Below are 25842 nucleotides of genomic sequence, written 5' to 3' on the forward strand. Positions count from 1 at the left end.
TAACGAAGTCGGGCCTCACATGATATGCAATCTATTGCAGCGGAGAAGCTAATCCCGCTAATTCTGGATTGTTGGCGTAAGCTTCCGCGCAATAATCACATGTCATTCGAACGGTTATATCTCCATTGGCATGATTGCGAACATAATGCTGACGTTCTTCGACCGTTAGCTCATCGAATCCCAACCGCATCTCATCGCGTTCCATGCCTTCGATGCGCCCAATTAACGTGTGACAGTGCTTACAGACATAATTCACAGACATGTATATGCCCCCTAACGAAGGATTATACCGTCTAGTATATCCGTCCCTTACCAATGTTAGCCTGATTAACCGTTAAATTTGGCCATGGTTTGTTCGAAGGTGTGGGTTAGGGAGAACTCTACCGCATCACACGTGCGTTCAATGGCTTGCTGAACCGGGTCACGGTCTGATTTGGAAAACGCTTGCAGAACATAATCAGAGATGTCTCGCCCTGGAGCAGGCCGTGAAATGCCTAAGCGAACTCGATTAAATGATTGCGTTCCGGTATGCTGGATAATAGACTTGATCCCATTATGTCCCCCTGCACTGCCTTGATATCGCAAGCGAATCTTGCCAACTTCTGTATCCATATCGTCATACAGCACGATCAAGTCGTCCAAGCTTGCTTTGTAGTAATCCATGAATGCTCTTACCGTTTCCCCAGACAGATTCATATAGGTCATCGGTTTAATCAGCACCACTTTCTCTGTTCCAACACGTCCTTCACCAACAAGGGCCTTGCATTTGCTGTCGCGTACGCTTATGTTAAAACGATCCGCCAGCTCATCAATAGCCATAAATCCTATGTTGTGGCGCGTGGATGCGTATTGAACGCCTGGATTACCCAAGCCAACTATCCACTTCAATCTTACCTCTCCTCTCTGCTCCTTATAGCCCGCAGGTATAGGCAATGCCGATAAGGGTTACATCTGCAAGCCTGTAGTTTGCAGATGTAACCCTGTGTTTATGCAGAAACCGGACACAAAGGTCCGGCTTCCTCTATTCTTATTACTCGATCTCGAACAATTTACTGATGGACACTTCTTCGTGAACCCGAATGATTGCTTCACCCATAAGTGGGGCAACCGACAGTGTATGAATCTTACTTGAAGGATTCGGATGCTTCACTGGAATGGTATCAGTGATGACAACTTCTTTAAACGGGGATTCTTCCAGACGCTGCATCGCAGGACCGGACAATACCGCATGTGTACAGCAAGCATACACCTCTTTAACACCGTATTCGACCAATGCATTGGCACCCAATACGATTGTTCCCGCAGTATCGATGATATCGTCAATAATAATCGCCGTTTTGCCTTTAATATCACCAATAATGTTCATAACTTCACTAACATTCGGCTCTGGGCGACGCTTGTCAATGATCGCAAGTGGAGCATTTAAGAAATCTGCTAATTTGCGTGCGCGTACTACCCCGCCATGGTCTGGTGATACGACTACTACATCTTCCATCTGCTTGGAACGGAAATACTGCGCCAGTATTGGTACACCAAGTAAATGGTCTACCGGAATATCAAAGAATCCTTGAATTTGCGTCGCATGCAGGTCCATTGCGATGACACGATGTGCGCCGGCTGTCTCAATCAGGTTAGCTACCAGCTTTGCCGTAATCGGATCACGGGATCTCGCTTTACGGTCTTGACGAGCATATCCGTAGTAAGGAATTACAACGTTAATGCTCTTCGCTGAAGCGCGTTTCAGCGCATCAACCATAACGAGCAACTCCATCAAGTTGTCGTTTACTGGATCACATGTAGATTGAACGACGTATACGTCGCAACCGCGAACGCTTTCGTTCAGTTTAATCTGAATTTCTCCATCACTAAAGCTTGTAGTTACTGAGTCTCCCAATGGTACACCGATATAATCTGCGATTTGCTGCGCTAATTTCGGATTGGAGTTACAAGTGAATATTTTCAACTTGGAATCACAATACGTCATAATAGTTGTTTACCCTCCGTGCTGGTTCATGTTCATCATTAGTTTGTTCAAGAATCCTAGATGGTGTTGGTTATTCAATTATTACGTTTCGTTCTGCTCGCGTTCTTTCTTCGCTTTTGCGCGTGTTCGAATCTTCTCGCCATAGCCTGGCTTGTTGACTTGCCGCTCTCGAGCAATGGCAAGATCATTGTCTGCAACATGGTGCGTAATTGTAGAACCAGCAACGACATAGGCGCCTTGGCCTATCTGGACAGGTGCGATCAGATTGACATTGCTGCCGATGAAAGCATTGTCCCCAATTTCTGTAACGGACTTATTATATCCGTCATAGTTAACCGTTATCGCTCCACAGCCTACATTTACATTTTTGCCCACTTTTGCATCTCCGATATAACTAAGATGCGAGACTTTCGAATGGTCGTCAATCAAAGCATTCTTCACTTCAACGAAGTCGCCAATCTTCACATGACTGCCAATACGCGCTCCAGGTCGCAAATAGGCGAACGGACCGATCGAACTGTCCGGACCTACTTCTGCTTCCAAGAGGACAGAGCTGGTAATCGCAACGCGGTCTGCCAGCTTGGAATCCGTGATATCCGCATTCGGACCGATGACACAATCCGAACCGATCACTGTATTGCCGCGCAGTATCGTACCCGGATACAATACGGTATCCGAATCGATGATGACCCCTGCTTCTACATAAGTTGCTGCAGGATCAACAATCGTCACGCCATTCAGCATATGACGGCGGTTGATACGCAAGCGCATCAACTTCTCTGCTTCAGACAATGCCAACCGATCATTTACCCCGATCGATTCTGCTTCATCCGGTGTGCAGAAGGCTTGAACCAGTTCACCTTGCGCTTGTAGGATTCCAATGACATCTGTTAAATAATACTCTTGCTGAGCATTGTCATTGGTCACTTGATTCAGCGCTGCAAATAGTTTGGCGTTATCGAAGCAGTAAGTTCCTGTGTTGATCTCTCTCACTTGCTGTTCGGCAGCCGATGCATCCTTCTGCTCGACAATTTTCAAGACCGAACCATTATCAGCTCGAATAATCCGCCCATAACCTTGCGGTTGTTCCAGTTCTGCCGTCAAAATCGTCGCCGAAGCGTGCGCCTTCTCATGCATTTCCATAAGCTGTGATAGGGTCTCAGATGTTACGAGAGGCGTATCTCCACAGATAACAATTGTCGTGCCTTGTTCACCGTCAAGAAGCGCCTTTGTCTGCATGACCGCATGACCTGTCCCTAACTGTTCCGCTTGCAACACGAATTCCGCACGGCTTCCCAGATATCCTTGTACCGCTTCGGCACCATGACCGACAACTACTACTGTGTGCTCGATGTTAACCTGCTCCACAGCATGAAGTACATGTCCTACCATAGGTACACCACATACGGGATGAAGCACTTTGTACAGTTTGGACTTCATTCTTTTGCCTTGTCCAGCGGCTAGCACAATGGCCATTCTCTTCAAAGTGTCCGACCTCCTGCTACTTTACTCCATAGATGAATATATCTCATTATGAACAAAAAGAAAAGAGAGCCACCATGTATTGGCTCTCTTTCTTTGTAACCCCAGTGATTTCCTTATTAAGCGCCCTCTTCAATAATGTCCTCATCTGTGGCGGCACGCTCATATTCAGCCAGTACCGCGGCTTGAATCTTCTCGCGAGTTGCAGAAGAGATAGGGTGAGCAATATCTCGGAATTCGCCATCTGGCGTACGCTTGCTTGGCATAGCAACGAACATGCCGTTGTTGCCGTCAATAACACGGATGTCATGAACTACAAACTCGTTATCGATTGTGATCGATGCGATCGCTTTCATTCTGCCCTCAGTGTTGACGCGGCGGAGTCTAACATCAGTAATTTGCACGTGTGTTCACCACCTTTTTCCATTCAAGACTTGGTGTAATATTCCACACGCGCAATTGATTTCCTTCTTTATTTTTAACTGAAATAAAATTTTTTTGAACTTTTTATGTCTAAATTAGTACGAATCGACAATGTTCGATTTACTTCGTAGCAATCAATTCAATTTCGACAAAAACATCTTTAGGCAATCGAGCTACTTCCACTGTGGATCGAGCAGGTTTATGAGCGCCGAAGTAGGAATCATATATCGCATTAACTTGCGCAAACTGATTCATATCCTTCAGAAATACTGTTGCTTTCAACACACGATCCAACGAAGAACCCGCTTCACTTAATACTGCCTGCAAGTTGCGAAACACTTGATGGGTCTGTTCCTCGATTCCGCCTTCGATAAGAGTTCCCTCTGGCGTGAGCGGAATCTGACCTGATGTCAATATCAATTCTCCGAATATTACCGCTTGCGAATAAGGCCCAATCGCTTGTGGAGCATCAGTCGTCGCTACGATCTCAATTGGTTTCGTCATGCTGCAGCCTCCCTCGATAATAAGAAAATAGGGCTGGCAACGTTCATCGTTAACAGCCGCTTTATCCGTTTACACCTGCATCTAGCCTAAATGATCAAAATAATTGCCCGGCTTAACTGTCATTTGACGCGTGCGAGCATCGACTGTACCGACACGCACCAAGGAAACGTAGTCATGAAGCAAGCGTTCGTCACTTGGAACATCCTCGGACTCCAGCAAGACGCCAACGCCCGCTACTGTCGCGTTGAATTCATGCAGCAGGTCGATCATACCGTTAATGGTACCGCCAGCACGCATGAAGTCATCTACAACCAGCACGCGTGAACGCTCTTTAAGAGCTCTTCTAGCCAGCGTCATCGTATGAATGCTCTTCTGTGATCCCGAAACATAATTAATGCTTACTGCGGAGCCTTCTGTTACGACATGGTCGCGACGCACTAATACAACTGGCAAATTCAGATGCGCAGCCGCTGCATAAGCAATTGGTATTCCTTTCGTTTCAACCGTCATGACGACATCGATGTCACGACCAGCGAACGCTGACGCAAACATCTTGCCGACTTCATTCATTAGGCTAGGCTGACCCAAGATGTCGGTTACATAGTAATAACCGCCAGGCAGCATCCGATCCGGTTGGACTAGCTGCTCGCATAGATCCTGGATGGTTGGCAGCGCCTTCTGCGGATTGCACTTCGGAATATACTTCACTCCGCCGGCAGCCCCTGCCAATGTCAGCAATTCACCTGTTTCTTCGCTCTCGCACACCTCTTTAATAATAGCCAAGTCTTCACTAATCGAAGACTTCGCCGCTCCGTACTGTTCTGCAAAAGTGGTGAGCGAAATGAGCTTGTGTGGATTTGACATCAGATACTGTGTCATATCCACCAACCGCGCACTTCGCTTTAATTTTTTCATATGTTTTCCTCGCTCAAATCCGAATATTATCAACGTAATATTACATTAATGTACGTCAATTATCAAGTTTTTCACGTTTTTAATCACTTGATATTCGGTTATTTACCTGTCATTCCTATATTCGCTTCCTGCTATACCCTAGCCGCTGCGAAGTTAGGTCAGCATTCGCACCGCATACACTTCTTTGCAGAAACCGCGAAGCCCATTATATATTCGAGCGATCTTGGATTCTTTGGACACAAGTCCAAACACCGTCGGACCGCTGCCTGACATCAGAACACCGTCCGCTCCGAGACGAATCATCGCCTCTTTCAGCTGCTGTACCTCAGGGTGCATAGGCAGAGTCACATCCTCCAGCACATTGCCTAACGATTGGCAGATGCCTGTAAATGACTGATCCTCGATAGCCTTGCGCATGTCAGCTAATGAAGGATGGTTCGGAATACGGTTGGCTCTCAGCCTGCCGTACACATCGGCTGTGGACACATTGATCGGCGGCTTAGCCAGCACGACCCAGCATTGAGGCGGATTCACGATATGCTCGAGCTTCTCGCCGCGGCCTGAGGCGATTGCTGTACCGCCTGTCACGCAGAATGGCACATCTGAACCTAGCTCCGCGCCAAGTAATTGAAGCTCTTCATCGGAGATGTTCAGCTGCCATAAGCGGTTCAGTCCGCGCAGTGCAGCCGCCGCATCGCTGCTGCCCCCTGCCAGCCCTGCCGCAACAGGTATCTTCTTGTCCAAATGAATATAGACGCCTTTTCGGACATCATAACGCTCTTTGATTAATCTAGCCGCCTGAAAGGCCAAGTTCTTCTCGTCCAACGGTATGTAACCAGCTTGGCTGGAAATGATAATCGTGTCACGCGGCAGTTCTTCCATTTCCAATCGGTCCGCTAAGTCGACCATGGTCATGACCATCTCAACCTCATGGTACCCGTCCTCACGCTTGCGCAGCACGTCCAGCATCAAATTAATCTTGGCTGGTGCTTTCTCATATACTTTCACTGGCTATTCACCTTCTTTACCCTATGAATCGCTTCCGTTATTATAGCAGACTATTATACCCAAGTCATTCGTAACGGACATAAACGCGAAGCGCTTCGATAAGTATTCACAAGTGCTTTAACGGGACCACAGAATCGACATCCGGTTTCGGAATATAGAAATAAAGCGAATCCGCTCTCTTCAGCGGAAGAGGCGATTCGCTGTTTAGTACTTTAACCACAAGTTAAGGCTTGCGAGCAGCAGCCTGCTCTGCCATCTGAATAGCTCGCTTCACCATATTACCTGCATCCTTGGCTTTAATGGCGCCCCAGCCTTCCTTCTCGACCGTGTCATAGAAGCCAAGGTCCTTTGCCAATTCGTACTTTAAATCCTCAGACATCACACTGCGTCTACGACGACTCATAGTTAGCCTCCTTTAAGCTTATGGATAGCCGTTAGTTAACAGCCACTGCGACCTGCGATCGCTATTGTCTCATCCAAGTAATCCAAATGAAATACTGCTGTCTTTTGCTAACCAATTTAGGGTCGATTGAAATGTATTAATGACCATAACTGCGGCTTATTAAACGATCCCATACTTAATGTGCGCACTAAAACGATCCTTATACGTCAGTACAGCTTTCCCATAACATAGCGAGCCTAAGGCTTCAATCAGCATAACCAGAAAAAAAAGCAGCCCCGAAGGACTGCTCTCAAGTGAATCATTAACCGCGAATGTACTCAATCTTTAATTCACCGTTATCTGCGCAGACGGTAACCTCAACGGATTCCGTCAAAATATCTGCATAGCTGTAGGAAACACGTTTAAATGCATTCTGTTCCTCGTCCAGCTTAACAATAAAAACTGAAGGGTAGGTTTCTTCCAATACGCCTGTGCGTTCGATCGTCTTGCGGCGACCTCCATTGGCACGAAGCAGGATCTTCTGACCGACATGCGGTTCGAGACATCGTCGTATTTCAAATAGCGCATTCTTTGCCATTTCAACTACCACCTCTTTCCTAATCCATTATAGCTAGTTCCAGAGGTTTTGTCAAATCAAATAAATAATTATAACAATAAGACAATTTATGTGTCAATTCATTTTTTTATATAATTTTTTAGATTGTCCATACGCGCTGAAAATTATGCAATATCATGAAATATGTTCAAAAATAAGCTCATCTGATGACGAAATAACAAAAAAACGGCCGCAGCATGCGACCGTTCATTTACAAACCCCTATAAATCAATGCTCGGTGTTACTGTCAAGGTAGCTAAGTCCTTCCACTTTGGCATTCCGAGCCGGTGGCTTCCCCTCGTCTCAACCCCGCCTAGACCTTCCATCCCCGTCATCGTATGCGGAGCAATATCAGCGATCTGAACCGTATCCTTAATCGAAGTGTAAGCTGCTTTAGCCGCAACATACACCGGGTCGAGTGCGTGAATCATGATGCGGCCTGGGGAACTGGCGAAGTTGGCGCCCTCCAGCAGAAGCGCTTCAAAATGAGACTGGCACGCGCCCGCTACGATTGTCAGCATATCAAGATGCTGCACATACTGTCTTGCCGCTTTCACCGCATTTACGAAGTTCTGAGAATTTTTATAGCTCTGCAAACTGTGCAGATCCCTGTTCTTCAAATTTTTATATACGCCATCATGCCCAGTGATGACAATAATATCCGGCTTCACTCGCGGCAGCAAGCGCGCAACCGCGTCAGACATATTCATCTCACGCACATAATGACCTTCCGCCGGCACACGAAGCTGATTGTAGACCGCCATGCTCTTCTGCAAGTACAAGGGGTCTCCGTCCAAATGCAGCACCTTTCCAGGCATTTCAAATGTGGACGCCTCATTCATAGCTCCAGGAGGATGAAATTCTGCGATACGACGCTCTGACTGACGCCTGCAATGCTTCTGCAGCGCTTCTACCGACTTCACCATCTTGATATGCGCTTGTTTGGACCTGCGCTTAATCGTCGCTTCTGACACATTCACAAGATCGGACAACGGCGAGTCCGCCATCAAGCGGTAATCGGTCCCCTTAATAATGCTCATATCCTGAACAATATGCTCGATCCGGAATGTGATGTCGCCGCCATACGACTTTCGGACAACCAACTCTCCCACTCTCATAGGCGTTATCACCTCTTGACTATCGTATGGGCTTGAGGTGGGATTGGTGTCTAATTATCATGATTAGTCATTAGCTTTCGTGGCATATGCTTGATGTATGGCGTCACTCAGGCTCGCATACTCCTGCAGGGACAGCGTCTCCCCGCGTCGTGATGGATTGATCCCAACACGATCTAGAGCCGCCTGCAGCGCTTCAACACCGATGTCATTACCATAGCGCGCCTTCAGATTATTCCACAGCGTCTTGCGGCGTTGTGCAAAACCAGCCTGTACCACTTCAAAGAATCGCTGTTCATCCATTACCTCAACAGGAGGCTTCTCACGTACTTTAAGACGTATAACCGCTGAATCCACATTTGGCTGTGGAATAAATACCGTTCCAGGAACCGTACATACAATCTCCGGTTCGCTGTAATATTGAACCGCGATGCTCAAGCTTCCGAATTCCTTGCCGCCAGGCTTGGCTGCCATGCGTTCGGCAACTTCCTTCTGAATCATAACCACGATATTTTTCAGGGGCAATCGTTCTTCCAACAGCTTCATCATAATTGGAGTCGTAACGTAATAGGGGAGGTTCGCTACTACGCTGACCTTCTCAATCGAATGGAAGCAGTCCGCAAACAGTTGTTTGAGGTCCACCTTCAGTACATCGCCGTGCACCACGTTTACATTTGTATAGGGCTCCAGTACGTCATCAAGTATAGGAATAAGCCTCTGATCGATTTCTACAGCGGCTACGGAGCCCGCTAGACGAGCTAACTGTTCTGTTAAGGCACCTATCCCCGGTCCTATCTCCAGAGCCCCAGTATGTTCGTCCAGCTCGGCTGCTTGCACGATCCGCCGCATGATGTTCATATCGATCAGAAAGTTCTGACCCAAGCTCTTCTTAAAGGAGAAACCGTGCTTGCGTATAATTTCCTTCGTCCGCGACGGCGTGGCAATATCCATTGCGCCTTTTGTCATGATTAGTCCTGCCTTCCTCTAACATCTATATCTCATACCAGTCACATGCGTAATGCTTATGTGTTATTGTCGTTCATTACGATCGAGCTCACTCAATTCTTGCAATGCATGCTCAAATTCCTCACGAGTAATCTGAAAGGCTGTGCATCGCTTCAAGAATTGCTTCGCATTGCAGTATCCGATCCCTAATAACTCACCTAGCTTCATTCTGCGTTCTGATGAGCCCTCAAGCGCTGTTAAACCCGCTGCAATGAGATCGCTCCAGGTGAGCACTGCACCTTCCGGTGAGGGCATCTCTGTACGTACATTCGCCAAAGCCTGTCTGATTGCCTCAGGGGACGCATTCTCCACTCCGATGTCACCCTTCGCCAACGCTTCCCGCTTCGTTATAAACGCATGCTTGCAGCCCGGAACGCGCCCTGCAATCGCCTTGCGAATCCGTTCGCCTGGGAAGTCGGGATCCGTAAAGATAATAACCCCTCGCCGTTCCTGCGCAATAGCAATGCGCTTAAACGTCATTTCGTTCAAAGCAGATCCGCCGGTCTCGATCGTATCGGCTTCTACTGCTCGCTTGATGGCAACCGTGTCATCTCGACCTTCTACCACGATTACTTCTCGGATCACTGCTGACCACCCTTTCTATGCCCTGACCGAGCTGTATGAAAAAACACAAAAGAAGAGGGGGATCCCCTCTTCTTAGCATGACATAAACAGTTATGAATTACTATATCATAAGTACACAGCCGCAATCTACCTCGAGTATGTCCGAACCGACGGCTTAGTTGGCCTCTGGTTTAACAGGACCGATAACATAAACCGTGTTTCCTTTTTTGCGCCCAAAACGTTTTACTTCCTTGGAACTGTCATAATAGATATCGACGATTTTTCCTTTGACGGCACCGCCCGTGTCTTCCGCACGGTAGAAGCCATAACCTTCGATATATACCCACCAGCCAAGAGGTATCACATCGGGGTCTACAGCAATCGTTCGACCTTCAGTAACCTTGGTTCCGGATGCTGTCTTCGCCCCTGGGGAGCCCTTCTCTTCTGTATAAGCAGTCAACTGCACATTAGTAAGTTTCTTTTTGTAGTCAAAGCCCATATCGTCCTTTACCTTCTGCTCGGTATCATGGCTCTTGGCTGACAATACCGCAACTTCCGGCTCCTTCTTCGTACCGTAAGCAACAACCTGGTCAACTTGCTTGGCTTGAACTGTCTTGCCAACCATCTGCGAAAGAACAAGCTTGCCATCTTCATAAACCTGCTCGATCTGCTGTACGACTAGACCATTTTGACCCTTCTTAACCGTCTTGGTTGAACCTTTTTTCAGATTCGGATCAGCTTGCTTTACAACTTGAAACGGAACTTCAACTGGGCGCTGTACAATATCCTTGGTCACACGGACCACTTTGATGCCCATATCAGACTTTATAGCTGTGTCTACGCTTGGATACACTTTGTCCATCTCGGTCAACGAGACATTAGCCTCATCCAAGACATGCTTCACATCGTACTCTGTCGTGTACAATGTTTTCGTTTGTCCGTCTACCGTTAAATGAACAGGTTCCGCGCGATCTATGATGATTTTAGTTCCGTCTTCTACTTCTGCTGTAAGCTCCACTGATACTTCATCATGTGTTCCTACGGTAATCGCGTGCTCATCCAAAACCTCGCGTACCGTATCCTGTCTCGTTTCAAGCTTCATCAACTGCCCGTCGACGAATACTGATACCGTATTCTTCGAGTAGCTGAAACCGACCAGGACACTGACTACTGTTATAGCGATAGCAACTACAGCAATTACTGAAATAATTCGCACATTTTCATGCTTCCACTGCATTGCGAGTGACTTGCTGGATGATCGGGGATCATGGGGTTCGTTGTTCACGATGTTTCCCATTTCTCGGTCCTCCTTCATAGTCCCGCCGTCAAGAATGCTGCATGATTGCTTCTGACGCGACTATTGGTGATATGATGTTGAACAAGCTTGTGCCGGCTTGTTCTTCATACCAACCCCAGTAACGGTTCCTTCCTCACCTTTGCTTCTTCTAACCTATGAATAGGTTAGCACGATTATGCGAGTTTCTATTACTCACAGTCTCGGAGCTGATAAAAACGAAAAGAAGCCTAACTTAAGAGGATTCTCTCTTATGGCTTCTTAGATGACCCAAACAGACAACCCATTTAGGACTCAAGACGAGGACCTCTCTCCATACGCTTGCGAGGTTAGCTGTCGGGTTCGGGCGCTGAGAGTCGCCCTATCCGTTCGAACCGGCTCATGGCTCGGTCGCTCGGAACTCACCCCTAGGATACACTCCGCATCGGTGTGGCACTGACCGATGGCATGTGGTTCCCCCGCTCTCTTGTTTCAGAGACTCAGCGTTACTGGTTGGTTGGAACAATATTCAAGTTCAATCGAACTTCTGTGAGTCATCATATCGTGTTTATTACAAAGTTGTAAAGATCGAATCAATTTCGTTTTTCGGTAAAAAGGGTTAAAATAAAGTTACATTCGGCCGTTTTGATAAAGAAATCCATTTAAATTTTGGCGTAGAACTTTATATCACCTGTTTTTCTTCGTTTTTCAACGCATGTCAAAACATGTAAGGGCGTTGTCGGTCGTTTTTTTGCAAAATTCTTCAAAATCTAACTCTTTTATTCCAGCTGCTTCCTCTGCTACAAGACGTACATAAGCAGATTCATTTCGCTTTCCACGATATGGATGAGGTGTCAGATAGGGACTGTCCGTTTCAACCAATAAGCGGTCCATCGGTACTTGCTTCAAAACTTCCTTAGGCTGCTTGGCATTCTTGAATGTGATCGGGCCTCCAAATGAAATATAAAACCCCATATCCATACACATCTTCGCTGTTTCCCAACTGCCAGAGAATGAGTGCATGATGCCGCCCACATCCTTCGCTTTCTCTTCACGGAGAATGCGTATCACATCTTCATGAGCATCCCGGTTGTGAATGATGATTGGCATCTTCAGCTCACGGGCCAGACCAATCTGCTGGCGGAATACTCGCTGCTGAACATCCTTAGGGGAAGTGTCCCAATAGTAATCAAGTCCAATCTCACCGATGGCAACAACCTTCTCATGTTCAGTCAGCTTTGCTATCCAATCGATATCGGACTTCTCCATTGTAATAGCATCCGTCGGATGCCAGCCAACTGCCGCATATATAAATGGGTACTTCTCAGCAAGTTCCATTGTCGTAGGAATCGTTTCTCGATTAAAGCCCACGTTTACCATGCGAGTTACGCCTTGTTCCACTGCGCGAGCAATGACCAGTTCGCGATCTTCATCAAATGCTTTATTATCCAAATGCGTGTGTGTGTCAAATATCATGCTCACTTGCCCCTTCCATTTCCCTCATTAACAGACTTCGAATTGATGGCGACAGCTCATTGGCTAATGATCTGATCTTATCCATTGGGAAGTATATAACATATTTGCCGCGGTGGATTCCGCTAATAGAACGGATAATATCGGAACGCTTAGACAGCTCCACCAATTGCTGATTACGATCCAGCAGCATAATGTGCTGCAGGGTCGGCTCCTCCCCTGACCGATACACATCGTACGGCTTATCCGTGGGGGAGTCAAACCATAGATCATAAGCAGGATCTAAGCCGATTCTGCGCCATTCCTGTTCCAGCTCTTCGCAAAATGACTGATCTAATCCATCTACCTCTACATATTTATACAATTTACGTTCCATAAATCGTTGGCACAAGTCTGCAAGCCGCTCATCCTTCTCCTGCATCCATTGTGAGAACATTGCTTGAACAAATGCTTCATCTAATTGAACATATTGTGACGCTGTTATTCTTCCCTCAAATAAAGCATCTAGCGGAGGCAAGAAATAACGAAACTCATATCCATCGTGATACAGTTCGGTCGCTCGTCTGAAGATGAGTCGCAATAACAGCTCAGAGCTGCGTGTAACTGGGTGGAAATACACCTGCCAGTACATCTGATATCGTGACATTAAGTAATGCTCTACAGCATGCATTCCGCTCTCCTTCACCACGATACGATCCTTATAAGGCCTTAACATGCGCAGAATACGATCCAAGTCAAAGTTGCCATAATTGACACCTGTAAAATAAGCATCCCGCAGCAAATAATCCATGCGATCGGCATCCAGTGGGCCCGATACTAGATTCACGACAATAGGCTTGTCATAAGTCTTTTGGATAATAGAAGCAACTCGTTCAGGGAGTGAGGGATCTTTACGCGCCAGCACCCGATTGATCTCAGAATCTCCACTAATAATGCGGCATGTCCAATCCTCATGATGTACCCCAAACGCTTCTTCAATCGAATGAGAGAACGGTCCATGTCCAACATCATGAAGCAGCGCGGCGCACATCGTGACGAGCCCTTCTTCAACTGGCCAATCCTCATACTGATTCCGCTCAAACTGAGATATGATACGCCTAGTTAACTCATACACCCCGAGCGAATGCGAGAACCGACTGTGTTCAGCACCATGAAACGTAAGATAAGAAGTGCCTAACTGTCGAATACGACGCAGCCGCTGAAATTCTTTCGTATTGATAAGCTCCCATATGGTTCGATCTTGAACATGGACATAATTATGAACAGGATCTTTAAACACCTTTTCTTCGCGCAGCATAATCCACCCCTCCTCAAATCCATAATAGTTAAAAACTTCTACTTTTCCTTGACTTTTCGACATAATTCTCATTTTCCATATATATGAAATCAGTGTATTAAAATATATTAATATGTAATTATATACTTAATAAAAATAGATATAATACCTTATTTTACTATATTATGGAGGAATCAGGGCGAATAACATGCATTTTATATGAAATCACCCATTAATTAGCACCCTCTCAATCTACATTTTAGGTTGACTATTTTGGGAATGGTTGGTACCATAATAGACAATAAAACATAGAATAATGTCGAAACATGACATAACGCAAATCAGAGGAGTGGGATTAACTATGATGAAGTCCACAGGTATCGTCCGTAAGGTCGACGAACTTGGCCGCGTCGTCATTCCAATTGAACTTCGCCGTACATTGGGTATTGGCGAGAAAGACGCTTTGGAAATTTACGTCGACGGTGAGCGCATTATGCTCAAAAAATATGAGCCAGCATGCATCTTCTGCGGCAATGCAGAGAGTGTTACATACTTCAAAGGAAAAATTGTTTGTCACGAATGTGTATCAGAAATTCCACAACCTGTGACAAATTAAAAAATATAGTATATAATAGCATTATTCGAATTTGTTAATTCTAACCTTTTAATATCTTCCTTGACGCCTTCATGGTTATGAACCCAACCATGAAGGTCCTTTTTTTTATATAAACCTCTGTACTGCTTGCCAACTTAACTCCTCTGTGAGTCCTATTCCTCTTCACTCTTCGCTCTGTGCAGCCAACAGCTCTTGATATACATCTCGTTTGGATAATCCTCGATCCTTTGCCGCCTGCTTCATGGCGTCCTTCTTAGACATCCCTTCCGACGCTTCATATCGCGCAACATGCTCTGCTATAGATAACCCGCTCCACCAGATTTCATCCTGCACATTCAACAGATATTCTTCCGTCGCGCCCTCGATCACGATACAACACTCGCCTAATGGGGGCTCAGCTTCATAGTACGCTATGCATTCCGACACCTTGCCGCGCACGAACTGTTCATAACGCTTCGTTAATTCCCTTGCTACCACAACTCGTCTGTCGCCTAATACCTCGCCGATTCGATCAAGTGTCTTGATCAACCGATGAGGGGATTCGTAAAGTAGAATAGATCCTTGCACCCGCTTCACGGAATCAAGGACTTCGTCAATTGACTTCCGATCTCGAGGCAAGAATCCGATGAACATAAACTGGTCCGTAGGCAGTCCAGATGCAATAAGTGCGCTCAGCGCAGCATTAGCTCCTGGTACTGGAATAACCGGAATTTCCGCTTCCACAGCTAGCTGAACGAGATCTGCTCCTGGATCAGAGATAGCGGGCAAGCCTGCATCGCTCACCAGAGCAATGCGCTGACCTTCCTGCATCAAGCGCACTAATTCGGGGCCGCTTGCCCGTTTGTTATGTTCATGATAGCTGTACAGCTTCTTGCCTTGGATATCGAAGTGAGTCAGCAGCTTCCTCGACTGTCTCGTATCCTCCGCCGCAATGATATCTGCTTCCTGCAGCGTTCTGATCGCGCGGAATGTCATGTCATCCAGATTGCCAATTGGTGTCGCCACAAGATACAACGCTCCCGCACCCTCTTGACGGTCACTATAACTATTCTGCACCTGCACATTCGTCATCTTCATTCCTCAACTCCGTCTTACTTCCATAATAGATATCCATTAATTCTTGGCAGTACTGTTTTCCTTCATTATATACGATTAACGGCGGAAGCAAACGCAGGTCAGGCTTTCCATCCTTAGCGCCCTCAATCAACACCATATTCGCTTCTTTTCCAAGTCGCGGATGAACCATGCGAACACGTTTCGGCTCTAAGCGATATTGACGAAGCAGGGTCAATATATCTGTTAGCCGTGTAGGTCGGTGTACCATGGATATTTTGCCGCCTGGCTGCAGAAGACGTGAGCAAGCGGAGATAACATCCTCCAGATTGCAGCCGATCTCATGCCGGGCCATTGCTATATGTTCATTTTCCTTAACCATTCCAGTCGTTAGTGCCATATATGGAGGATTTACCGTAATCGCTTCATAATAAGGGGACTCGCCTTCAGGCGGTTGGTAACTCTTCAGGTCGCCTTCCATGATGCGAATTTGCTCCTCCAAGCCATTAAGCTTAACGCTTCGTCGCGCCATATCCGCTAATCGAGGCTGAATCTCGACTCCGTCTATTCTCGCCTTCGTTCGAGTGGAGAGCAAGAGCGGAATAACTCCGTTGCCTGAGCATAGATCCAGAATTCGCCCGCGCTGCGGAATTGCAGCGAAACGAGCTAACAGCACAGCATCCATAGAGAAGCTAAATACCTGGTCACTCTGAATGATTCTCAGATCATGAGTCAACAAGTCATCTACGCGCTCTGATGGCAATACTCCTTCATTCATTGCAGCAGCTCCTTCTTACCTATTCATCATGATGCCTAATTGAAATAAAGCCGTAGGGTAGAAGAGCATCGCGCTTCCTACGCCTACGGCCGTGGTTATTTATTAAGGAAGGACAAGCAGAACAAGCAATCCCCTTCCGTCCGCAAATGACCATAATACACGTTACAGATATGAAATCCTTCGTGATACAAACGGGCCAAGTTATCATAACCTTCACCCACAAGGCTTGCTTTCAGCTCTTCTTCATTCTTAGCTGGTCCAACAGGACGAGCCTTTTGCGATGTCGATGGAGATGGAACCGGGTTCTGCTTCTGCATGTTCGGCTCCTGATGTTCCTTCTGCAGTACTTTGCGTAACTGCTCATTCTCCATCAGAAGGCGCTGATTCTCCTCCAGCAGTTCCTTTACAATGAGCTTGAGTTCACCAAGTTCCTGATGAAGGCTGCCCATATTCGATTCGAGATTATGAATTTGTGCGAAAATATCTTTTTTCTCCAAGTTCCCACCCCAGAGCATCGAGCCATAGTCCAGCCGTTCTACTTGACGACAACGTCATCGAACAGCAGTTCCTTCACCTTACCAACTTCAAACAACTGCACATGAACTTTGCGTTCACCTACACTTACGCCGACAACCTTACCTTCTCCCATAGAGGTAATAACCATCTTACCAACTGTTGGGAGCTCTTCCTTCGCACTCTCATAATTATCATGCTCATATTTCAAGCAGCACATGAGACGTCCGCACAGACCCGATATCTTCGTCGGATTCAAGGACAGATTCTGATCCTTGGCCATCTTAATCGATACCGGCTCGAAGTCTCCGAGCCATGATGAGCAGCATAATACTCTTCCGCACGGACCAATTCCGCCAAGCATCTTAGCTTCATCGCGAACACCGATCTGTCGTAGCTCGATACGAGTGCGGAATACACTTGCCAAGTCCTTCACGAGCTCTCGGAAGTCTACTCTTCCTTCTGCTGTGAAATAAAAAATAATCTTGTTGCGGTCAAATGTGTATTCCACATCTACCAGCTTCATCTTCAATTGGTGTGCTCGGATCTTCTCCAAGCATGTACCAAATGCGTCCTTCGCCGCTTTACGGTTATTGTCGACCAACTGCCCGTCCACTTCCGTAGCGATCCGGATCACTTTCTTCAGAGGGAGCACCACATCGTTCTCACCGACTATCTTGGGCCCTATCACGACTTTGCCGTATTCGATGCCGCGCGCCGTTTCGACGATCACATGCTGGTCCTTCTGGACCGGCCATTCAACCGGGTCGAAATAATAAACTTTGCCCGCTCTCTTAAAACGGACGCCGACTACATTATACAATTACGTACCTCCTTGCATCCCCACCAGAAACTGTTCTAATACAAGCTGCGGATTGACATTCGCGCGAATTCGCTTCTGCGCTTCAGCTGCCGCTTCCATGCAGCGAATCCAACCCTCGGCTGACCGTGTCCAAGCAATCTTGCTGATAGCCTCAAGTTGGTCTTGATACACGAGACTGTCCTGTCGGTTCAATTGGTAATTTAACATATCTCGAAACCAGAGATGAAACAACCGGAATACCATATCCGTGTGTTCCGCAAGCTCCGTCTTAAATATTCGTTGCTGAGCAGTCAGAAGTGCGGTCGATAATCGACTTGTACACTCCTTTCCTAATTGTAACATTACGTTTCTCAATTCTGCAAACCAATTCTGTTGGCATAATTCCCTACCTTGCTCCAACCCGTTCACTAATTGGACTGCACAGCGAGCCAAAGTCGGAGAAATCCCTTCTTGCATAAGGCGATCATAGATTAATTTAGGATCCTGCGGGGAAAATGGCACCCATTGTGACCGGGATACGATAGTCGGCAGCATAGATTGTCCATGCTCTGCCAGCAATATAGCCACTGTGGGACTCGTAGGCTCCTCCAGAAACTTCAGCAAGCTGTTCGAAGCCTGCACGGTCATCTTGTCCGCTTGCTTCATTATATAGACTTTACGGCTTGAAGGATGAGAACGATAAGAAAACTCACGCTGCAGCTCTCGAATCTGTTCAATCTTGATAGATTGACCTTCCGGTTCAATAATATGAACATCTGGATGGTTACCATGATCGATCTTGCGGCAGGATAAGCATTCGTTACAGCAATCATCCTTAAGCCGTTCGCAGAACAGCGCTTTCGCAAACGTTAGCGCAGTCTGCATCTTCCCGGTTCCAGCCGGGCCGCTAAACAAATAAGCATGGGACACCTTATCGGCTTGAAGCCCATGCTGTAGAATCATCTTGGCTCTTTCTTGCCCAAGTATATGCTGAAATGACATCTTGCCTTTCCTTTCTCGCTATCTGCATTCGGCAGCGAATCACCTAGAACGCCAAATTAATCAGCATCCCGCGAATTTCACCAACCTTATGCAGCAATTCCATCTTGCCTTGCTCGGATTGGAGCAATTCATCCGCCAGCTCTAGCAGGGTACCATCTATTTCTTCTACTAAGCGGTACCGTTTGCTTCGGCCTCTTCGGTCCCATCCACGCGCGTCACGCAAAGAGATTCCCTTGCGAACGGTATCCTCCAGAAATCGTTTCACCATCGTACGATACAGGCGCAATTCACGAACAGTCATCGACTTACTCAGACGTTCGCCCTGACGGTAAATGTCTTGAAGACGCTGCTGAAGCTCTTGCTGTGAGGAATGACCATCCTGCTGCTGCATCGTATCCGCGAATGATTTAGTCGTTATCGGCTTGGTAACAGGATCCCCCATGCGCAGATCTTTACCTAAAGGGCGAAAGCCCGGGTTAATCTTCATAAATGTTCACCTGCACCGTCCTATGAATTAAAAATGTTCGAATCGATCAACTGGAAGTACAAACACTGTAGCTCCGCCTACTTGTACTTCAACAGGCAATGGCATAAATGAATCCGTTGTTCCACTCATCGGAGTAACAGGTGTTACCAGCTGATCGCGAACTTTACAGTTCGTTCGGATCGTTCCAAGCACAGAATCAACTTGATCATCCTCAACCCCGATCATGAATGTAGTGTTCCCAGCTCGAAGAAATCCACCTGTACTTGCCAGCTTTGTCGCACGAAAATCAGCTTTAACTAAAGCATGGCTCAATCGGTTGCTGTCTTTATCCTGAACAATCGCTACAATTAACTTCATGATAACATCCTCCTCTGATGAGATGAATTGCCGCTGCAAGCGGCTTAATTGACTCAGCACTCTGATGAGATGAATTGTCGTCATAGACGACTCAATTGACTCAGCACGTTGATGAAACAAGACAAGAGCCTAATTATTCATTAGACTACTATATATGTTATTAGACATCAATCGGTGAAAATCCTTGTTCTCTCGCGCAAAACTTCCATTATATCGCGGACAATCAGCTCCAAAGATTGCTGTGCATCAATTCGAACAATACGTTTCGCATCGCGTTCCGCTAGAATCTGATATCCCTCTCTCACCTTATGATGGAAGGAAAGCTTCTCTTTATCCAATCGATTCACTTCATCACTGCGATTAGCCGCAATTCGCGCAAGCCCTGCTTCCGGTTCAATATCCAACCAGAACGTCAGATCAGGCATCACTCCGTTAATCGCAAAACGATTGATCTCCCACACTTCTTCCATTCCAAGTCCTCGAGCATATCCTTGATAAGCCATACTGCTGTCGACAAATCGATCACATAGAATGACCTCTCCGCGTTCAAGAGCCGGCATAACCTTCTCAGCCAGGTGCTGGCGACGTGCAGCAGCGTACAGCAATGCCTCGGTTCTAGGATCCATCTCCGTATTCTCAACATCCAGTATGACCTTGCGAATTTGCTCCGCAATCGGGATGCCGCCCGGTTCACGCGTAACGAGAACAGATTGACCGCATGCTTCGAGCTGCTCTTTCAGATATCGAAGAGCAGTAGTCTTGCCCGCGCCTTCTCCACCCTCTAATGTAATAAATATACCCTTCTTCGCCATAGCTCACACTCTATCCTCTCGATGAATATCACTATCCGTAACTATCATTCATATACCTGAATTGTCCTTAACGTCGGATCCGCCATCTCTTGACACTTAGCGCCTAATGCGGAGAGACGTTTCAGGATTGCAGCATGCTGTTCCGTGATGTGCTCTCCTGCGAAGAGCAAGGGGATGCCCGGCGGGTAAGGCACAACCGATTCAGCCGCATCATAGCCAGCACAATCTTCTACATCTACTGTCTTCACCGTACGATATACCGAATCATATATGGAAAAGGTCATGGGGTCAGAGATCAGCGTTACATCATCTAGAGAGACATCGTCTAATGAGCTGCTATTGCTAGCAGATTCTACACATTCAATATGTTCCATCTGCTCAACTTCCAGCTGCTTCAGCGCCTGCAGCAGTCTGTCCGCGTCCTTCATCGTCGAAGCGAAAGTAAACAGCAGTACCACATATCGCTCATCCGCCATCTCCGCCACGCAGCCATACGCAGCAAGCTTCTCCAATAGCTCATAGCCGCTCCAACGGCCTGTGCGATCAGAGATAACCACCTTAAACGGATCTTGTGTGAAACGAGCCGCCTCGCCTGTCATCACTGCGAATCGTTCCGATCCAGCCAACGCGGCTCTGACATGCGCGACAGCTTCCAATCCAGCTGTAAACAGCGCCTCGCCCTGCGTCGCCAACTGCTGACGGCTCATATCGAGCGATGCGAGCAGAGGGTACGACGGGCTCGAGCTCTGCACCATCGTCAGCATCCGTTTTAGGCGATGCCGATCGATTCTCGCGCCCTGCACATGCAGCATCGCCGTCATCGTCATGCCACCCAGCATCTTATGGGTGGATTGCACGACGGCGTCCGCTCCTGCCTGCAGGGCGGAGCTAGGCAGTTCGGGGTGCATGCCGTAGTGCGCCCCGTGCGCTTCATCGACGAGCAGCGGCACATCGGCCGCATGCGCAGCCGCGGCAAGCTCCTTCACGTCCACGCCCAGTCCGTAATAGTTCGGACTGCAGATGACGATCGCCTTGGCTTGTGGATAGCGCTGCAGCGCGGTATGCACCGTGTCCGGTGCCGGCGCGACCATGAGTCCGCTAGCCTTGTCCACGCGCGGGCTAAGGAATACCGCCCGCGCCCCCGCCAGCCGCAGCCCGTTCAACACCGACTTGTGCACGTTCCGCTGCACAATGACGATGTCGCCTGGCTGCGTGCAGCAAGACATGACGGCGGCCACGTTGCCAACGGTGCTGCCGCCTACAAGAAAGTGCGTCTCCTCCGCGCCAAAGCACGCGGCGGCGAGCTCCTGCGCCTCCCAGATAGCACCGGTCGGCTGGTGCAGGTCGTCCGTGCCGTCGATCTCCGTCACGTCCTGACGCAGCAAAGCCGCATAACGGCGGTACACCTCCGCCATGCGCTCATCTTGGGCGGCCGCCTCCGCAAGCGCATAGGCCGCCCCATCTTTGTGCCCGGGAACGTGTAAGGACACGTCTCCCCGGGCTTCATATTCGAGCAGCGCCTCTATGATCGGCGCTCGCATATATCTATCGTCGCGGCTCATCCTAAACCTCATTCTCACAATAATATTCTTATTGTATCATAATCGGCCCCTTCGCCCGACACAAAAAAAGCCCGGATCCCGGACTCTCGTTCATACGACTTACGCCTGCAATTGCATCCATAGACGCTTCAATTGAAGAATATAATAAGGATATTTCGCGTCTCCGACCTCGGCATGAACCATCTCCTGCTCACAGCCAGAACATATAAACTGATCAACAATAACAATTCCTTCTACCTTCTGTTGACCGCATATAATGCAGCATTGTTCCGTTTGGCGTTCCATGATCATCCCACCTTTGACATCGTTTTATGTTAGTATTCCCTTTTTTAATAGAGTTATACACGTTTTCATAGTTTTTTAAACATAACTGTATTCTGTATAACCGTCTTCTCCCCATCTGTCTCCTTTACAATATGGGTTAGAACACAGCTATTATATGACTATCCGCTTCGGTAGGTGCCTGGGCGCTCTTCATTCTATGAACAAAATATCCGATATCATATATATTAAACCATCAATAGAAAGGACGGTCCTTATGTTATCTAACTCCGATCGAACATATTATCAGTATCAACTGCTGCGCAAAGTTAGGTTTACACCCGTCCTTATCAGTATATACCTCTTACTTGGCGCTGTAGCGGTTGGGGCTGGAATATGGGCGGATGGCATTAACGGCCTTCTATATACCCTGTTAGTATGGGGGATATTGCTGTGGCTTCATTATGTGATTGCTCGCTCCATTTTTTTGATGGATCGCTATACATACCGTAAACGTTGGGGATTTCAGTGGAAGCTTCCCTGGATCGGTTTTCTGCCATATGAACAACAATATATCGGTTATCGATACTGGCGAAAGACCAATCTCCTCATCCTATTCATTACTTTCATAGTTATCATACTGTTGCTGCCATTCGTTCCAATATTGCTGACGCTGCAATTTTTGTTTTGGCATCTATGGCTGTTTGGACCAAGACTGTATTCGATGGTAGCAGCTGTTACGATTTCACAAGATAAATTAGTGAAGGTTGGCTTGCGTGAGTTTTTAATTTATAAAGCATAGCGTCTTCATCATTCATGACAATCTTAATGTGCCTTGTTATCCCGAATTCATAAAGCCCTCATATTACCAATAAATTATTATGTAAAAAATGAAACTTTAACTAATTTAGAATCGTATTTGTAACATGTCAGCAAGATGACCAATCACATATGCTATTTGCAAACTCCAAAGGGGAGTAGCTGCTACAGTAAAGTCGTCATTTCGAGAGATCCTCTCCGGCTTTATTGGCAACATTAAGTTGTTAGCGAGACCTTTGCCTATTTTAGGCAAAGGTCTTTTTTGTTGCTCGTTTCCGTTTAGATAATGCAATACGCGAAGTTAGACATGGGCATCTTAAGTAGACGATACAACCATCGAGTTGGATAAGAATTGGGGGAACTAATATGGATATTGCTTTGTTAATGGAGTACCTATGGGTATTAGTCGTTCTCGTGGTGCTCGAAGGCTTGCTCGCAGCCGATAATGCGCTTGTGTTAGCGATCATGGTGAAACACTTACCCGAAGAGCAGCGGAAAAAGGCTCTGTTCTATGGCCTTATAGGTGCATTCGTATTCCGCTTCGGATCACTGTTTATTATTTCATACTTGGTCGATGTGTGGCAGATTCAGGCTATTGGTGCAATTTATTTATTATTCATTTCAATAAACCACATATTCCGAAAAGTGGTATTCAAAAAAGACGATACTGAGCCAGTTGATAAAAAACCAGAAGCCAATGCTAAAGGCTCTGGATTCTGGATGACCGTATTAAAAGTGGAAATTTCAGATATGGCTTTTGCGATTGACTCCATTCTTGCTGCAGTAGCACTAGCTGTTGCATTGCCACCAACCCCACTGCCGCATATCGGTGGCATGGACGGGGGCCAGTTCCTTGTTATTTTTACAGGAGGCTTTATCGGACTTATCATTATGCGATTTGCAGCATCTGCTTTCGTTAAGCTGTTGGAACGCAGACCTGGATTGGAGATTGCAGCCTTCGTTATTGTAGGCTGGGTAGGTGTGAAGCTGGCTGTCATTACATTAGCTCATCCGAGTATCGGTATCATCTCCGAAGAATTTGCTCATTCAACAGGCTGGAAGCTAACGTTCTACATTGTACTCATCATAATTGCGGCATTGGGCTGGTTCTTATCAGGTGAAAAGGATCAGAGTGAAACCTCTACCCCAGAAAGTTCAAAATAAAACTGATTCATGGAAGAGCTGATGGCTAGCTCAGTCACCAATTGCTGTTGGGGCTGAAGCCATCAGCTTTTTTTATGCTGATATCACAATTTACCTGACATATACCACATGGTATTCTAAATACAGTTTATCTGTCCAATCAGAGCATTTTGTAACCAGAAATAGCAGACAGCTTCATCTATGATCTTATTAGGGAGTGAGTGAATATTAGCTGGATTGAATCGATGCAAAAAGCGATCAATTATATGGAGGAGCACTTGCTTGAGGATATTACGGTCAAACAGATCGCGATGGAGGCCCATTCATCTCCGTTTCATTTTCAGCGTACCTTTTCGATCTTAACGGAAATGACTGTTGTCGATTATTTGCGGAGAAGACGTTTGACTCTGGCTGCCCAAGAGCTTGCCTCATCTGATGTCAAGATTATTGATATTGCCCTCAAGTATGGCTATGAGACTCCCGAAGCCTTCGCCAAGGCCTTTCGCAAGCAACATCAGATGTCACCTACTGATGCGCGAAATAATGTTGGCAAGCTTAAATCTTATAACCGCCTGGTTATTCAGGTGAAACTGAAAGGAGTACAACCGATGAATTATCGTATTGTTGAAAGAGAGAGCTTTCAGGTTGCTGGCGTTAAACGAGGATTTTCGATTAGTAATGGAGAGAATTTGGTCGGCATCCCCTTGTTCTGGCAGGAAATAAATAATGACGGAACTGACAAGCTGTTATTTCAGATCAATCAGGGACAAATTAAAGGTGTTCTTGGAGTATGTGTCGATGAACCGTACGAGAAACCGTTCGGGAAACCAGATGACATGGAATACTGGATCTGCACCGAGTGTAATGGCGATATTCCAGAAGGCTTGCTCAAGCTAGATATTCCTGCATCCCGATGGGCGGTGTTTGAGGTTCATGGACCAATGCCAGACGCCATGCAGAGTGCTTGGAAGCAAATCTTTTCCGAATGGTTCCCGTCCAACTCGTATCAGCATACGGGTGCCCCCGGCATAGAAGTATATTCGGATGAAGATCCATCCAGCCCTAACCTTTACTCGGAGATCTGGATCCCTATCAAATAAATATCTAATAAGACGATCCCTTTGCGAGCTATCATGGCCTAGGGTATCGTCTTTTTTGTGTATCACCGAATAAGCTGCCCACTTCATCCTATCCTTATGCCGTCTACGTGTTGTTGAATTAACTGCATTTCGTGCAGCTAGTATGTAGTTGCTGGGAGTTGACCGAGCGCTTACTGCATAATGTACATTTATTTCAGCTACTTTAAGGCTCATTGTCCGATTCTGACTGAACTAAATGCACGAAATGCAGTTAATTTGTGTTTTAGGGCTGTCATCCGTGCAATTTAGATGCACAAAATGCATCTAGTTCGCGAGGTGCAGGCATTGCACATACAGGTATCCTCCTATGTAGATTCGACCTCATGAAAGCCTGCGCATCATTAACCTGCCACATAGAAAAAGCCCGCTGTCGATTCGAGATCAACAGCGGGCTTTAGTTAGCTTGGCGACGTCCTACTCTCCCAGGACCCTGCGGTCCAAGTACCATCGGCGATGAAGGGCTTAACGGTCGTGTTCG

General features: G+C 46.9%; 30 protein-coding genes, 1 rRNA gene and 1 riboswitch. Of the genes, 4 read left to right on the forward strand and 27 right to left on the reverse strand.

Going from position 1 to position 25842, the window contains the following annotated elements; all coding sequences use genetic code 11:
- Positions 1 to 31: 31 nt before the first annotated feature.
- From AC3WTP_RS20975 to AC3WTP_RS21050, 16 genes are all read right to left on the reverse strand, one after another.
- On the reverse strand, positions 32 to 262 hold the full coding sequence (locus AC3WTP_RS20975; RefSeq protein ID WP_492396586.1) for an anti-sigma-F factor Fin: 231 nt from the start codon (positions 260 to 262) through the stop codon (positions 32 to 34).
- Between the two features lie 65 nt (positions 263 to 327).
- Entirely contained in the window at positions 328 to 888 is a 561-nt protein-coding gene (gene pth, locus AC3WTP_RS20980) for an aminoacyl-tRNA hydrolase (RefSeq protein WP_492396587.1), read from the reverse strand.
- A 142-nt stretch (positions 889 to 1030) separates the two neighbouring features.
- The gene (locus AC3WTP_RS20985) at positions 1031 to 1984 is read right to left on the reverse strand and encodes a ribose-phosphate diphosphokinase (protein ID WP_458570724.1); all 954 of its coding nucleotides are present in this window, start codon (positions 1982 to 1984) and stop codon (positions 1031 to 1033) included.
- A gap of 81 nt (positions 1985 to 2065) precedes the next feature.
- Positions 2066 to 3469 carry a bifunctional UDP-N-acetylglucosamine diphosphorylase/glucosamine-1-phosphate N-acetyltransferase GlmU gene (gene glmU / locus AC3WTP_RS20990; RefSeq protein WP_492396588.1) on the reverse strand — a complete coding sequence of 468 codons (1404 nt, stop codon included), beginning with the start codon at positions 3467 to 3469 and terminating at the stop codon, positions 2066 to 2068.
- Between the two features lie 116 nt (positions 3470 to 3585).
- Entirely contained in the window at positions 3586 to 3870 is a 285-nt protein-coding gene (spoVG, locus tag AC3WTP_RS20995) for a septation regulator SpoVG (protein WP_492396589.1), read from the reverse strand.
- A gap of 139 nt (positions 3871 to 4009) precedes the next feature.
- A complete protein-coding gene (locus tag AC3WTP_RS21000) occupies positions 4010 to 4393 on the reverse strand; it encodes a RidA family protein (protein WP_492396590.1) in 384 nt (127 codons plus the stop codon).
- Positions 4394 to 4474: 81 nt separating this feature from the next.
- Positions 4475 to 5308: a pur operon repressor gene (purR, locus tag AC3WTP_RS21005; RefSeq protein ID WP_492396591.1), complete on the reverse strand. Its 834-nt coding sequence runs from the start codon at positions 5306 to 5308 to the stop codon at positions 4475 to 4477.
- A 153-nt stretch (positions 5309 to 5461) separates the two neighbouring features.
- Positions 5462 to 6316 (reverse strand): 4-(cytidine 5'-diphospho)-2-C-methyl-D-erythritol kinase, encoded by an 855-nt coding sequence (gene ispE, locus AC3WTP_RS21010; protein WP_492396592.1) that lies wholly within the window; start codon positions 6314 to 6316, stop codon positions 5462 to 5464.
- A 223-nt stretch (positions 6317 to 6539) separates the two neighbouring features.
- Complete coding sequence (locus tag AC3WTP_RS21015; RefSeq protein ID WP_458570718.1) at positions 6540 to 6719, reverse strand: small, acid-soluble spore protein, alpha/beta type; 180 nt, start codon at positions 6717 to 6719, stop codon at positions 6540 to 6542.
- Positions 6720 to 7020: 301 nt separating this feature from the next.
- On the reverse strand, positions 7021 to 7296 hold the full coding sequence (veg, locus tag AC3WTP_RS21020; protein ID WP_458570717.1) for a biofilm formation stimulator Veg: 276 nt from the start codon (positions 7294 to 7296) through the stop codon (positions 7021 to 7023).
- Positions 7297 to 7535: 239 nt separating this feature from the next.
- Positions 7536 to 8432 carry a sporulation peptidase YabG gene (gene yabG, locus AC3WTP_RS21025; RefSeq protein WP_492396593.1) on the reverse strand — a complete coding sequence of 299 codons (897 nt, stop codon included), beginning with the start codon at positions 8430 to 8432 and terminating at the stop codon, positions 7536 to 7538.
- 63 nt (positions 8433 to 8495) lie between these two features.
- Positions 8496 to 9395: a 16S rRNA (adenine(1518)-N(6)/adenine(1519)-N(6))-dimethyltransferase RsmA gene (rsmA, locus tag AC3WTP_RS21030; protein WP_492396594.1), complete on the reverse strand. Its 900-nt coding sequence runs from the start codon at positions 9393 to 9395 to the stop codon at positions 8496 to 8498.
- A gap of 63 nt (positions 9396 to 9458) precedes the next feature.
- On the reverse strand, positions 9459 to 10019 hold the full coding sequence (gene rnmV / locus AC3WTP_RS21035; RefSeq protein ID WP_492396595.1) for a ribonuclease M5: 561 nt from the start codon (positions 10017 to 10019) through the stop codon (positions 9459 to 9461).
- A 154-nt stretch (positions 10020 to 10173) separates the two neighbouring features.
- Positions 10174 to 11295, reverse strand: coding sequence for a resuscitation-promoting factor (locus tag AC3WTP_RS21040; RefSeq protein WP_492396596.1), 1122 nt, complete (start codon positions 11293 to 11295; stop codon positions 10174 to 10176).
- A 299-nt stretch (positions 11296 to 11594) separates the two neighbouring features.
- A riboswitch (cyclic di-AMP (ydaO/yuaA leader) is annotated at positions 11595 to 11787 on the reverse strand.
- A 192-nt stretch (positions 11788 to 11979) separates the two neighbouring features.
- Complete coding sequence (locus AC3WTP_RS21045; RefSeq protein WP_492396597.1) at positions 11980 to 12747, reverse strand: TatD family hydrolase; 768 nt, start codon at positions 12745 to 12747, stop codon at positions 11980 to 11982.
- Complete coding sequence (locus AC3WTP_RS21050; protein ID WP_492396598.1) at positions 12737 to 14041, reverse strand: HD domain-containing protein; 1305 nt, start codon at positions 14039 to 14041, stop codon at positions 12737 to 12739. The genes AC3WTP_RS21045 and AC3WTP_RS21050 overlap by 11 nt, the downstream gene beginning before the upstream one ends.
- A 340-nt stretch (positions 14042 to 14381) precedes the next feature.
- Between AC3WTP_RS21050 and AC3WTP_RS21055 the strand changes: the two genes are divergently transcribed.
- Positions 14382 to 14636 (forward strand): AbrB/MazE/SpoVT family DNA-binding domain-containing protein, encoded by a 255-nt coding sequence (locus AC3WTP_RS21055; protein ID WP_492396599.1) that lies wholly within the window; start codon positions 14382 to 14384, stop codon positions 14634 to 14636.
- 162 nt (positions 14637 to 14798) lie between these two features.
- Here AC3WTP_RS21055 and rsmI read toward each other — a convergent pair whose 3' ends face one another.
- The 10 genes from rsmI to AC3WTP_RS21105 all read right to left on the reverse strand — a co-directional run bounded on the left by rsmI (position 14799) and on the right by AC3WTP_RS21105 (position 22287).
- Entirely contained in the window at positions 14799 to 15707 is a 909-nt protein-coding gene (rsmI, locus tag AC3WTP_RS21060; protein WP_492396613.1) for a 16S rRNA (cytidine(1402)-2'-O)-methyltransferase, read from the reverse strand.
- A complete protein-coding gene (locus AC3WTP_RS21065) occupies positions 15682 to 16467 on the reverse strand; it encodes a tRNA1(Val) (adenine(37)-N6)-methyltransferase (RefSeq protein WP_492396600.1) in 786 nt (261 codons plus the stop codon). The genes rsmI and AC3WTP_RS21065 overlap by 26 nt, the downstream gene beginning before the upstream one ends.
- Positions 16468 to 16562: 95 nt before the next feature.
- The gene (yabA, locus tag AC3WTP_RS21070; protein WP_492396601.1) at positions 16563 to 16964 is read right to left on the reverse strand and encodes a DNA replication initiation control protein YabA; all 402 of its coding nucleotides are present in this window, start codon (positions 16962 to 16964) and stop codon (positions 16563 to 16565) included.
- A gap of 38 nt (positions 16965 to 17002) precedes the next feature.
- On the reverse strand, positions 17003 to 17803 hold the full coding sequence (locus AC3WTP_RS21075; RefSeq protein WP_492396602.1) for a PSP1 domain-containing protein: 801 nt from the start codon (positions 17801 to 17803) through the stop codon (positions 17003 to 17005).
- Positions 17804 to 18784, reverse strand: coding sequence for a DNA polymerase III subunit delta' (gene holB, locus AC3WTP_RS21080; protein WP_492396603.1), 981 nt, complete (start codon positions 18782 to 18784; stop codon positions 17804 to 17806).
- Between the two features lie 43 nt (positions 18785 to 18827).
- Entirely contained in the window at positions 18828 to 19271 is a 444-nt protein-coding gene (locus AC3WTP_RS21085) for a YaaR family protein (protein ID WP_492396604.1), read from the reverse strand.
- A 27-nt stretch (positions 19272 to 19298) separates the two neighbouring features.
- Positions 19299 to 19628 (reverse strand): cyclic di-AMP receptor DarA, encoded by a 330-nt coding sequence (gene darA, locus AC3WTP_RS21090; RefSeq protein ID WP_458570704.1) that lies wholly within the window; start codon positions 19626 to 19628, stop codon positions 19299 to 19301.
- 167 nt (positions 19629 to 19795) lie between these two features.
- Positions 19796 to 20440 (reverse strand): dTMP kinase, encoded by a 645-nt coding sequence (tmk, locus tag AC3WTP_RS21095; RefSeq protein ID WP_492396605.1) that lies wholly within the window; start codon positions 20438 to 20440, stop codon positions 19796 to 19798.
- A gap of 44 nt (positions 20441 to 20484) precedes the next feature.
- Positions 20485 to 22002 (reverse strand): aminotransferase class I/II-fold pyridoxal phosphate-dependent enzyme, encoded by a 1518-nt coding sequence (locus AC3WTP_RS21100; RefSeq protein ID WP_492396606.1) that lies wholly within the window; start codon positions 22000 to 22002, stop codon positions 20485 to 20487.
- A gap of 99 nt (positions 22003 to 22101) precedes the next feature.
- On the reverse strand, positions 22102 to 22287 hold the full coding sequence (locus AC3WTP_RS21105) for a sigma factor G inhibitor Gin (protein WP_492396607.1): 186 nt from the start codon (positions 22285 to 22287) through the stop codon (positions 22102 to 22104).
- Between the two features lie 253 nt (positions 22288 to 22540).
- Between AC3WTP_RS21105 and AC3WTP_RS21110 the strand changes: the two genes are divergently transcribed.
- The 3 genes from AC3WTP_RS21110 (at position 22541) to AC3WTP_RS21120 (ending at position 25325) form a co-directional block, all read left to right on the forward strand.
- Positions 22541 to 23065, forward strand: a complete 525-nt coding sequence (locus AC3WTP_RS21110) for a hypothetical protein (protein ID WP_492396608.1) — start codon at positions 22541 to 22543, stop codon at positions 23063 to 23065.
- Between the two features lie 383 nt (positions 23066 to 23448).
- The gene (locus AC3WTP_RS21115) at positions 23449 to 24246 is read left to right on the forward strand and encodes a TerC family protein (protein WP_492396609.1); all 798 of its coding nucleotides are present in this window, start codon (positions 23449 to 23451) and stop codon (positions 24244 to 24246) included.
- 206 nt (positions 24247 to 24452) lie between these two features.
- Entirely contained in the window at positions 24453 to 25325 is an 873-nt protein-coding gene (locus tag AC3WTP_RS21120) for an AraC family transcriptional regulator (protein WP_492396614.1), read from the forward strand.
- 440 nt (positions 25326 to 25765) lie between these two features.
- On the opposite strand, the gene rrf is transcribed toward AC3WTP_RS21120, so the two are convergent.
- Positions 25766 to 25842: ribosomal RNA gene (gene rrf / locus AC3WTP_RS21125) — 5S ribosomal RNA — on the reverse strand; the annotation flags it as partial.

The sequence above is a fragment of the Paenibacillus sp. EB106-04-04-XG159 genome, assembly GCF_058791835.1.